Annotated in this window: 10 protein-coding genes; 7 read left to right on the forward strand and 3 right to left on the reverse strand. The window is 33.5% G+C overall.

From position 1 onward, the window contains the following. The first annotated feature begins 43 nt into the window (after positions 1 to 43). The gene (gene proC / locus AABL87_RS15630; RefSeq protein ID WP_006260059.1) at positions 44 to 853 is read left to right on the forward strand and encodes a pyrroline-5-carboxylate reductase; all 810 of its coding nucleotides are present in this window, start codon (positions 44 to 46) and stop codon (positions 851 to 853) included. A gap of 127 nt (positions 854 to 980) precedes the next feature. Here the strand turns inward: proC and AABL87_RS15635 are convergent, their stop codons facing one another. Continuing rightward, positions 981 to 1,733 carry an SIMPL domain-containing protein gene (locus AABL87_RS15635; RefSeq protein ID WP_006260060.1) on the reverse strand — a complete coding sequence of 251 codons (753 nt, stop codon included), beginning with the start codon at positions 1,731 to 1,733 and terminating at the stop codon, positions 981 to 983. 330 nt (positions 1,734 to 2,063) lie between these two features. On the opposite strand from AABL87_RS15635, the gene mnmA reads away from it, so the two are divergent. The 3 genes from mnmA (at position 2,064) to acs (ending at position 6,277) form a co-directional block, all read left to right on the forward strand. Further along, positions 2,064 to 3,275, forward strand: coding sequence for a tRNA 2-thiouridine(34) synthase MnmA (gene mnmA / locus AABL87_RS15640; RefSeq protein WP_006261325.1), 1,212 nt, complete (start codon positions 2,064 to 2,066; stop codon positions 3,273 to 3,275). A 14-nt stretch (positions 3,276 to 3,289) separates the two neighbouring features. Then, complete coding sequence (locus tag AABL87_RS15645) at positions 3,290 to 4,231, forward strand: NAD(P)H-dependent flavin oxidoreductase (RefSeq protein WP_006265446.1); 942 nt, start codon at positions 3,290 to 3,292, stop codon at positions 4,229 to 4,231. Between the two features lie 135 nt (positions 4,232 to 4,366). After that, positions 4,367 to 6,277 carry an acetate--CoA ligase gene (gene acs, locus AABL87_RS15650; protein ID WP_006261323.1) on the forward strand — a complete coding sequence of 637 codons (1,911 nt, stop codon included), beginning with the start codon at positions 4,367 to 4,369 and terminating at the stop codon, positions 6,275 to 6,277. 109 nt (positions 6,278 to 6,386) lie between these two features. On the opposite strand, the gene AABL87_RS15655 is transcribed toward acs, so the two are convergent. After that, positions 6,387 to 6,584: a hypothetical protein gene (locus tag AABL87_RS15655; protein ID WP_006263693.1), complete on the reverse strand. Its 198-nt coding sequence runs from the start codon at positions 6,582 to 6,584 to the stop codon at positions 6,387 to 6,389. A 13-nt stretch (positions 6,585 to 6,597) separates the two neighbouring features. Continuing rightward, on the reverse strand, positions 6,598 to 7,959 hold the full coding sequence (gene hemN, locus AABL87_RS15660) for an oxygen-independent coproporphyrinogen III oxidase (protein ID WP_341277582.1): 1,362 nt from the start codon (positions 7,957 to 7,959) through the stop codon (positions 6,598 to 6,600). 92 nt (positions 7,960 to 8,051) lie between these two features. Here hemN and AABL87_RS15665 point away from each other — a divergent pair, with 92 nt between their 5' ends. The 3 genes from AABL87_RS15665 (at position 8,052) to AABL87_RS15675 (ending at position 11,469) form a co-directional block, all read left to right on the forward strand. Beyond that, complete coding sequence (locus AABL87_RS15665) at positions 8,052 to 8,435, forward strand: rhodanese-like domain-containing protein (RefSeq protein WP_058699982.1); 384 nt, start codon at positions 8,052 to 8,054, stop codon at positions 8,433 to 8,435. 192 nt (positions 8,436 to 8,627) lie between these two features. After that, entirely contained in the window at positions 8,628 to 8,894 is a 267-nt protein-coding gene (locus AABL87_RS15670; protein ID WP_006260067.1) for a DUF4834 family protein, read from the forward strand. Between the two features lie 133 nt (positions 8,895 to 9,027). After that, the gene (locus tag AABL87_RS15675) at positions 9,028 to 11,469 is read left to right on the forward strand and encodes a YfhO family protein (protein WP_016649318.1); all 2,442 of its coding nucleotides are present in this window, start codon (positions 9,028 to 9,030) and stop codon (positions 11,467 to 11,469) included. The last annotated feature ends 82 nt before the right edge of the window (positions 11,470 to 11,551 follow it).

Below are 11,551 nucleotides of genomic sequence, written 5' to 3' on the forward strand. Positions count from 1 at the left end.
TTATATTTAACACCTCTGATCAAATTCAGAGGTTTTTTTTTTTATGAGAATTGCAATTATAGGAATGGGAAACATGGGGAGTACTTTTGCCAATGGGTTTATTAACTCTAGGTTTATTAACCCATCAGATGTATTGATATACACGCGTTCACAGAGGGCTATAGAAGATAGTCGTAATATTCATCAGTTGTCTTATCGCTATCAATTGGATGGTGATATAGGATCATGTGACATTGTTATCGTTGCAGTGAAACCCCAGGACTTTTCTATACTAGTTGCAGATCTAAAGAAATATGTAAATAAAGATCAGATAGTCGTTTCTGTGATGGCAGGTATCTCTATAGATCGTTTAAAAGAAGATTTAGGAATCGAAAAAATAGTTCGTTCCATGCCTAATCTGCCTACTCAGATAGGTAGAGGTATGACTGTTTTTACTGCTTCAGAAGAATTAGATCGAAAAGAGTTGTTCATTATTCAGAACTTAATTAATACCACAGGTAAGTCTGTATATGTGTCTGAAGAGAATAAAATAGATGCAGCTACTGCGGTATCAGGTAGTGGACCTGCTTATGTGTTTTATTTTATGGAAGCCATGATACAGGCAGCAATATCTTATGGCTTTGAACCGTCACAAGCAGAATTGTTAGTGAAGCAAACCATATCAGGTGCTCTTGGCCTATACGAAGCTAATTCGTTATCTACACAAGATTGGATAGCGAAAGTTTCTTCTAAGGGTGGTACTACTGAGCAAGCGATTAAGTATTTCAATGAAGAAGAAGTATTACAAAAATTAGTGGAAGGAATTCATAGAGCAAAAGCCCAATCTGAGTTACTGGGTAAGAAATTAGGGTAGGATGCTATTGAGTTAGATTATAGATAATATTTTGGTTTCTGAATAAAAAAAGCCTCTATGTTTAAATATATTTAAACATAGAGGCTTTTTTAGGTAAGGAAAAAGTAAGTTCTTTTTAGAATAGTTGTTATTCTAGAAAGAAAACAATAGTGCTTACTACTCTCGCTTTTTGAGTATAAGGTTCTTTATTTGCATTATTCATTTCTTCTTCATCAAAATAATATCTTCCAGCAATAGTGATTTGTCCTTGTGAGGCTGTTTTTATTTTGCCTAATTTTGCTTGTGAATCGTTAGCAAACTGCTCACCAGCGATGCGTGCATTCTTTGTGCTTTCAGCTATTAGTTGTGGTTTAATCGAATTTAATTCAGGGAAAGAATAAATAGAATTTATATTTGAAGTCAAATCTTTACTAATTAAATCTAACTTAATTTGTGAAGCTTTGTTTTCTGTCTCTTTTATATCAGTCATTTCAAGGTTTAGTTGCTGCGTAATAGAATATCTATCTATTTTTACTGACACTTGTCGTCCATTTTCCCGACGGAATTCGTAATATTTTTCTTTATCATTTACTTCTATATTATCGATTTTAATATTGTCTTTTTGATAACCAAGATTAGTTAGATGAGTAATAATTGCCTCTTTTTTCTGTTCTGTTTGTTTCATTATTTGTTGTAAATCATCACCAGAAATAGAAAAATCAATAATAATGGTAGCAGAGGTTGCCATCACATTCATTTCTGCTAATCCTTTTACAGTGACTATACGATCTTTATCACTAAATGTTTTTAACCCTTTGAAAATAAAAAGGCCTAATAAAGTAAAGCTCAATAATAGAGAAGAGCCTAAGACAAGTGATTTAGCTAAAGTTTTGTTTTGCATGATAATTGAATATTACTGTGTCTTTATAATAAATTTATTTTATGTGATTCAAATTACATAAAAAATACCAATAATGTAGTGTTATTAAATATAAATTAACTTAATTTTTTTTACATATAATGTGTTTTTGTGTTATTTGTTTGATCTAATGTAGAGGAAGGTACTTTAGAAAGGGATAGTATTAAGAAGAATTAGAGTATTAAATTCTAAAGCATTACCTCAGATAGTATAGTTTTTATCTATGCTAAAGTCATAATTAAAAGATAAGATAAATTCAAAAGCTTTTTGTATTGCGGCATTTCTCGTAAATTTGCCACAATATTTTTTATTATGAAGAAAAGAGTAGTAGTAGGTCTTTCGGGAGGTGTAGACTCAAGTGTCGCAGCTTATTTACTGAAAGAACAAGGGTATGAAGTTATTGGACTCTTCATGAAAAACTGGCACGATGATTCTGTGACAATTTCTAATGAATGTCCATGGCTAGAAGATAGCAACGATGCTTTAATGGTCGCTGAGAAGCTTGGGATTCCATTCCAAACAGTTGACTTAAGTGAACAATATAAAGAGAAGATTGTAGACTATATGTTTAAGGAGTATGAGAATGGTCGTACCCCTAATCCAGACGTATTGTGTAATCGCGAGATTAAGTTTGATGTATTTATGAAAATAGCATTGACTTTAGGAGCAGATTATGTCGCTACAGGGCATTATTGTCGCAAAGATGAAGAGGTTATTACCAAAGAAGATGGAACACAGGAGACAGTATATAAACTGTTGGCTGGTGTAGATCCTAATAAAGATCAGTCTTACTTCTTATGTCAGTTATCTCAAGAGCAATTAGCGAAAGCGCTATTTCCAGTTGGAGAGTTGTTGAAACCACAAGTACGTGAGATAGCAGCTAAGATGAACTTAATCACAGCAGACAAAAAAGATTCTCAAGGATTGTGTTTTATTGGTAAGGTAAGATTACCAGAATTCTTACAACAGCAGTTGAAAAGAAAAGATGGGCTTATCTACGAAATACCAAAAGATTCGTCTATCTATACGAAAGAGGAAGAGACATTCTCTACAATAGGAGATGCTTTGTACAGCGAAGCTAAATCAATTGTGTATACACCTGAAATGGGTAAAAAGGTAGGTGAGCACTTCGGAGCGCACTTCTTTACTATTGGTCAACGCAAGGGATTAAATGTGGGAGGTACTGCTGAGCCATTGTTTATTATAGGTACTGATGTAAAGGAGAATATTATTTACACAGGTCAAGGAAGTGACCACCCAGGATTGTTTCACAAAGCATTATTTGTAAAAGAATCAGAAATTCATTGGATTAGAGAAGATTTAGCATTGCAAGAAGGAGAAACAATGTCTATATTAGCACGTATAAGATATCGCCAACCTTTGCAAAAAGCTACTTTACACAAGATGAAAGAAGGAATGTACGTTCGTTTTGACGAACCGCAATCCGCTATCACAGAAGGACAATTTGTATCTTGGCATATCGAAGACGAACTAATTGGTTCGGGTGTTATTTCGAAACTATAAACAACCAAAATACAATGAAAAATAAGTTAGTAGATCTTTTTAAAATTCAGTATCCTATCGTACAGGGAGGGATGATTTGGAACAGTGGTTATAAGTTAGCTAGTGCAGTGAGTAATGCTGGTGGATTAGGACTTATTGGGGCTGGTTCAATGTATCCTGAGGTACTAAGAGAACATATCCAGAAGTGTAAGAAAGCAACTGACAAACCATTTGGAGTAAATGTCCCTATGTTATATCCTAATATAGAGGAAATCATGAATATCATTGTAGAAGAAGGAGTGAAAATTGTCTTTACTTCTGCAGGTAATCCTAAAACATGGACTCCATTTTTAAAACAACATGGGATAACAGTAGTGCATGTAGTTAGTTCTTCTAAATTTGCATTAAAAGCCCAAGAAGCAGGTGTTGATGCAATAGTAGCAGAAGGGTTTGAAGCTGGAGGACATAATGGAAGAGAAGAAACTACTACGCTTACTTTGATTCCTATGGTTCGTGAGAAGATCACGGTTCCTTTAATTGCGGCTGGAGGTATCGCTACAGGAAGAGGAATGCTTGCGGCTATGGTACTTGGTGCAGATGGAGTACAAATGGGAACGCGATTTATCGCTTCTAAAGAGAGTTCTGCTCATGATAACTTTAAGAATCTTCTATTAGATGTACAAGAAGGGGATACTGTTCTTACTTTAAAAGAACTTGCGCCCGTACGTTTAATTAAGAATGAGTTTTACACAGGACTTCAAGCCTTGTATGCTAAGAATCCATCAGTAGAAGAATTAAAAGAATATTTGGGTAGGGCTCGAGCTAAAAAAGGAATGTTTGAAGGAGATTTAGTAGAAGGTGAACTAGAAGTAGGGCAAATATCAGGTCTGATACATAAAATAGAACCAGTAGGAGATATTATTAAAAATATCATTGCAGAGTTTGATCAAGCAAAGAGAGATATAGCTCAGTTATAGGGTTTATTTAAATAACGAAAGTCATACAATATTTTTTAATCTTAAAAATATTGTATGACTTTTTGCTATTTATTACTAAAATCATATATTTAAGAGCTAAAAAAAATATTACATAAAAAAAATCACAACTAAAATATGAGTTATTATAAAATAGAAAATCTAGAACAATACTTTAAACACTATAAAAAATCCGTTAGAGAGCCTCGTAAGTTCTGGGGAAAGATAGCAGAGGAAAACTTCGTTTGGTATCAAGTGTGGGATAAAGTATTCGAGTTTGATATGGAGGAATCTAAATTCCAGTGGTTTGTTAATGCTAAATTGAATATCGTAAAGAACTGTATTGATCGTCATCTTGCAAAAAGAGGAGAGAAAGCAGCTATTATATTTGAACCTAATAATCCAGAAGAGCAAGCAGAAACTATTACCTATAATGACTTATACAATAGAGTGTGTAAGATGGCTAATGTGCTAAAAGAGCAAGGGGTTAAAAAAGGAGATCGAGTATGTATCTACCTCCCTATGATACCTGAGTTAGCGGTTAGTATGTTGGCATGTGCTAGATTAGGAGCGATACACAGTGTTATATTCGCTGGTTTTTCTTCATCTGCTGTGACGAAGCGTATTAATGATTCTGAATGTAAATTTGTTATAACATCCGATGGGAGCTTTAGAGGAAATAAGACTATTCCATTAAAACCAATTATCGATGAAGCATTAGACTCTTGTCCTGGCGTAGAGAAAGTACTTGTAGTGAAGAGAACAGGTGCTGAAGTCGCTTTTAAAGAAGGAAGAGATATGTGGTTAGCACCTTTATTAGAAGAAGCGTCTAATAATCATGTAGCTCAAGTAATGGATGCAGAAGATCCTTTATTTATTTTGTATACTTCTGGTTCTACAGGTGCTCCAAAAGGAATGGTGCATACTACAGCAGGCTATATGGTGCAAACGGCTTATTCTTTTAAAAATATTTTTGATTATAAAGAAGAGGATATCTTCTGGTGTACTGCTGATTGTGGTTGGATTACAGGGCATTCATATATTATTTACGGACCTCTATTAAATGGTGCAACTACAGTGATGTTTGAGGGAGTGCCTTCTTATCCAACACCTAGTAGATTCTGGGATATCATTGATAAGTATAAAGTAACCCAATTCTATACAGCTCCTACAGCTATTCGTTCGTTGATGACAGAGGATTACAGTTATGTGAATTCACATGATTTGTCTAGTTTAAGAGTTATTGGTTCGGTAGGAGAGCCTATTAATGAGGAAGCTTGGCACTGGTATAATGACCATGTAGGAAAGAAAAGATGTCCTATAGTTGATACTTGGTGGCAGACAGAGACAGGAAGTATCTTAGTTTCTCCACTGCCATTTATTACACCTACTAAGCCTACTTATGCGACTTTACCATTACCAGGTATACAAGCTGTATTAATGGATGAGAAGAGAAATGAGATAGAGGATAATCAGGTAGACGGATCATTGTGTATTAAATTTCCTTGGCCATCCATGGCTCGTACTATTTGGGGAGATCATGAGCGTTATAAAGAGACTTACTTTGGTCAGTTTCCAGGTAAATACTTTACAGGAGATGGAGCTTTAAGAGATGAAGTAGGATATTATAGAATTACAGGACGTGCAGATGATGTTGTTATTGTCTCAGGACATAATCTAGGAACTGCACCTATAGAAGATGCGATTAATGAGCATCCAGCTGTAGCAGAAAGTGCTGTAGTAGGATATAAACACGATATCAAAGGAAACGCTTTGTATGGATTTATTACCTTGAAAGTGGAAGGGGAGACTCGTGATAGAGAAAATCTTAAACGCGAGATTAACCAGTATATATCAAGTCATATTGGGCCAATCGCTAAGTTGGATAAGATTCAGTTTGTGGATAGTTTGCCTAAAACAAGATCTGGTAAAATTATGAGAAGAATCTTGCGTTCTATTTCTAATGGAGAAACAAAAGAGTTCGGTGATGTATCAACACTTATTAACCCAGAGGTGATAGAAGTGATTATGAACAATAAAGTTGAGTAATCAATAGCCTATAAATAATAAAAAGTCCTTAATCGTAAGATTAAGGACTTTTTTTATACTATCGTTTACCTGAGAGTAAACAATAAACAAATGACAATTCGAATGATGGTTACAGGTTTTTTTGATCCTGTATTTTAGCTGCTTTTTTTACAGAGTAAACTAAATAAGCTATAAAAATAATAAAACCTATATAAGATAGCCAGTTGTGTTGGATAGACCATAAGTTATCCATATCTAGATTATATATTCCAGAAACTAATCCTAGTAATACCAGGAAGGTAATTATCTTCTCAATATTTTTATTCATTTTACTTATTTTATTAGATAGTCATTGAGAACAACTGTCTTTGAGGTTTATTCTTTTGTAATCTTAAATCAAAAGCCATACATACATTTCTAACAAATGCACGTCCTTTAGTTGTTATCTTAATGTTATATCCTTTAATTTCAATTAATTCATCTCTTTCTAGTTCCTTAAGTTCTTCTAATATAGGATTGAAATCAATGCTATCAATATCCGCAGTTAGATCTGTATTTAAAGAACACATTAAATTTAAGATATGTTTTCTAATAATCAAATCTTCTTTGTTTAATATATGCCCTTTTGTAACAGGAATAATATGTTGATCTAATAGTTGATAATAAGTATTAATGTCTTTTTCATTTTGAGCAAAAGCATACCAGCTGTCACTGATAGAAGATACACCTAAGCCTATCATTACTTGAGTTTTAGAAGAGGTGTACCCCATAAAGTTTCTATGGATATGCCCTGTATTCATAGATTTATAAAGAGAATCTGATTTTAAAGAAAAGTGATCCATTCCTATTTCAACATACCCGTTTTTAAGAAGAAGCTCTTTTCCTTTTTCATACAGTTGACGCTTCTCAGTATCCTTAGGCACATCTTCATCATTAAATCCACGTTGACCATTTCCTTTTATCCATGGCACATGTGCATAACTATAAAATGCTAAACGATCTGGAGAAAGAGACTTTGTCTTCTCAATAGTGTCGATCACATGCTCTAATTTTTGGAAAGGAAGTCCATAAATAATATCATGTGAAATAGAAGTATAACCAAGCTCCTTAGCCCATAGTGTTACTTTTGCAACATTGTGAAAGCTTTGTTCTCTATGAATTGCTTTCTGAACTTCAGGATTGTAATCTTGTACACCAAAACTCACTCTTCTAAAACCTAGATTGTATAGAGTAGATAAGTGTTCTTTAGTTGTATTATTAGGGTGTCCTTCAAAACTAAATTCATATTCTTTAGCAATATTAGCTTTCGCTTTAATACCTTCAATTAGCTTAGTCAAATGTTGTGGCGAAAAGAATGTAGGAGTACCTCCCCCTAAGTGGATTTCTTTGATAATAGGTTTTTCATCAAATAATGCACAATATAAATCCCATTCCTTAAGAAGAGCATCTATATATGGACTTTCTACTTCATGTCTTTTGGTAATTCTCTTGTGGCAACCACAAAACGTACATAAGCTTTCGCAAAATGGCAGATGGATATAGATACTTATTCCTTCTTTTTGATTGGACTCAATGAATGATCTCTTTAAAGAATCAATCCATTTATCTGCAGAAAAAGAGGTCTCATCCCAGTAAGGAACGGTGGGATAACTAGTGTATCTAGGACCAGGTACATTATACTTTTGTATAAGAGAAACTGACATATTTATTTTATATTTGTAACAAATGTATAGTAATGTTAAATCGCATACTATGATATTTGTCATTTTTGTTAAACTATAAACTAACCTATATTATGAAAAAATATAACGCTTTTTGGCTTTCTTTTATTGCTACTATTTTAATTACAGTAAGTGGTTATAGCCAAGAAAAAGCAGCCCATTTATTGAACAATGAGAACTTTAAAAAAGCGATTGAAGCGACAGAAGTTCAGTTACTTGATGTTAGAACGGATAAGGAGTTCAGCGAAGGAACTATAGAATATGCAAAAAATATCAATGTACTAGAGGAGGACTTTATTGATAAAACTAAAACGCTATCTAAAGAAGAACCAGTATATATTTTCTGTAAATCAGGAAAGAGAAGTGAGAAGGCTAGAAATATTCTTTTAGAACAAGGTTTTAAAACGGTATACGAGTTAGACGGAGGATATACTAAGTGGGAAGAAGCAAAGAAATAATACAGATTACCCATATAATAGGGAGATCAATATAAGCAGATGAAGTCCTTGATTTACTTGTTTATAATGAAATCAATAAAGTAGGGTTACAAATAAAATAAAGGAAGGAGTAAGGATATTTATCAATAATTTAAGAATCATCATTGCTATTATGCGGTTATAATTACTATTTTTGGTAAAAAGAAGGAAATTATGGGATTTATTAAAACACTTATTATTATTGTTCTGATATACTACGCATTTAAAATAGCGATGCGTTATTTGTTTCCTGTATTAATATACAAGGCTGCAAAAAAAGCAGAACAGAATTTTCAACAGAGACAACAACAGTACAATCCATATAACAACAATCAAGAAACAGAAACGTATACTAATACTGCAAGCCAGCATAATAAAGTACCACGTTCGACAAAAGTTGTTGGAGAGTATGTAGACTTCGAAGAAGTAGATTCGAAGTAATTCATAGATATAGTATAAAGCCCTCAAGAGCAGTGCCTCTTGAGGGCTTTTTTATATATATAATAAAACTATAGGCTTCCCTTTAAAGCCATTTGAAATTTACTTATTTTAGCATACTTAAATAGTAGTATAAATGTCATCAGAAACAACGAATACGTTTAAAAGAATTTATCCACATCTATTAGTGGTTTTAGGTTTTATAGTAGTAGCACTACTTTATTTCTCACCTGTTTTATCTAATAAGGTAATTTACCAATCCGATATTGTGCAATATACTGGAATGGCAAAAGAACAAATAGACTTTAGAGAACAAGTTAAAGAAGAGCCTTATTGGACAAATAGCGCTTTTGGAGGAATGCCAACCTATCAATTAGGAGCTAAATTTCCTCATAATTATGTGAAAGATTTAGATAGCATAATTCGTTTTTTACCTAGACCTGCAGATTATTTATTTATCTATTTTATCGGATTCTATATTCTATTGGCTTCTCTAGGAATGAAGCCTTTGAGATCATTTATAGGAGCACTAGCTTTTGGTTTTTCTACCTATCTGATTATTATTTTAGGAGTAGGGCATAATGCTAAAGCTCACGCTATTGCTTATATGCCGATGGTATTGGCAGGAGTGCTTTTAGTGTTTAGGAAACATTATATAAAAGGGGGATTGCTAACTCTATTTGCAGCCGCTTTAGAAATTAGTGCAAACCACTTCCAGATGACCTATTATTTACTATTATTACTTATCGTAGTGGGAGTATTTTATATGGTCAAATATATAAGAGAAAAAGATTATAAAGCGATAGGTACATCAATAGCTGTATTAGTAGGAGCCGCTATTCTAAGTATAGGAGCGAATGCTACTAATCTGATGGCTACTTCAGAATATACTAAGTTTAGTACGCGTAGTAATAGTGAGCTAACGTATCAACCTGATGGTTCTGTAAAGGAATCGTCTAATGCGATGAGCTATGATTATATCACGGAGTATAGCTACGGTATTTTTGAAAGTTTAAACTTGATAGCACCTCGTTTGACAGGGGGGGCGAATAATGAACATTTAGATACAGATTCTAATGTATATAAATTGTTTAAGTCAGTAGGCGCTAGTGATCAACAAGCAAAAGAAATGGCAAGTAGTTCACCTACTTATTGGGGAGATCAACCTATTGTTGCAGCACCAGCTTATATAGGAGCTGTTGTATTCTTCTTGTTCTTAATCGGAATTTTTGCAGAGAAGAGAAGTATTAAGTATGTTTTCATAATAGGGGCAGTCTTTTCTTTATTGTTATCATGGGGTAAGAACTTCTCTATTCTGACAGACTTCTTTATTAACTATTTTCCATTGTATAATAAGTTTAGAGCAGTGTCTTCTATTCAAGTAATACTTGAATTATGTGTACCTGCCTTAGCTATTATTGGGCTATATGCTTATAGTAAGTTAGCAAAAGAAGAGCAGTTAGCTGTTTTAAAGAAATCAGGTATCGTAGCTGGATCTATCCTAATATTGTTGTTTTTAGTAAAAGGGTCTTTAAGTTTTACAGGCTTAAATGACGGTTATTATAGAGGAGCTTATGGTGAGATAGGGCCAGGATTTATCAGTGCTTTAATAGAAGATAGAAAAGCAATGTATACAGCAGACCTTATTAGAAGTTTTGTTCTAATTGCTTTAGCTGCAGGAGTTTTGTTCTTATCAACTAAAGAAAAGATTAAGCCAGTTGTTGCAATAATTATTATTGGTGTATTGATGGTAGGAGATTTAGTATTAGTGGATCGTAAGTATGTGAATGACTCAAACTTTGTACTAGCTTCTCAAATGTCTCAACCTTTCCAGGCAACACCAGCTGATAAGGTAATACTGAATGATACAGAGCATTTTAGAGTATATGAGTTAAATGGAGGCTTTAATAGTGCAAGAAGTTCATTCTTCCATCATTCTTTAGGTGGATATCATGCAGCGAAACCTCGTAGAATGCAAGAGCTAGCAGATTATCAATTGAATCAACATTCTAATATGGAAGTGTTGAATATGATGAATGTGAAGTATATTATTCAGAAGGATGAAGAGGGACGTGATGTTCCATTATTAAATGATAATGCGAATGGGAATGCGTGGTTTGTATCTAGTATTCAAAAAGTGCAAGATGCAAATGAAGAAATGAAAGCATTGGATAAGTTGAAAACAAAAAATCAGGCTGTATTGAATACAACTATGTTTAAAGATGTACAGTTAAAAGATACATATGCTGTGGATTCTTTAGCTCGTATTGAGTTAAAAAGTTATGCTCCGAATAAGATAGTTTATGAGTCAACTAACAGTGCTGATGGAGTAGCAGTATTCTCTGAAATCTATTACCCACAAGGTTGGATTGCTAAAGTAGATAATACAGAGGTGCCAATCTTTGCTGTAGATTATGTATTAAGAGGAATAGAGTTATCAAAGGGGAAACACACTATCGAATTTACTTTTGAACCACAAGTAATCAAAACAGGTAGTAGAATAGCCCTAGGATCGAGTATTCTTATTTTCTTGATTACAGTAGGAGGAGCATATCTTTTAGTTAAGAAGAAGGAATAGGTTGATAGTTTACGGTTTATGGTTGACGGTTTACAGTTGATGGTTTACAGTTGATGGTTTACAGTTGATGGTTTACAGTTGA

It is taken from the genome of Myroides sp. C4067 (genome assembly GCF_038039665.1).
Taxonomy (GTDB): domain Bacteria; phylum Bacteroidota; class Bacteroidia; order Flavobacteriales; family Flavobacteriaceae; genus Flavobacterium; species Flavobacterium odoratimimum.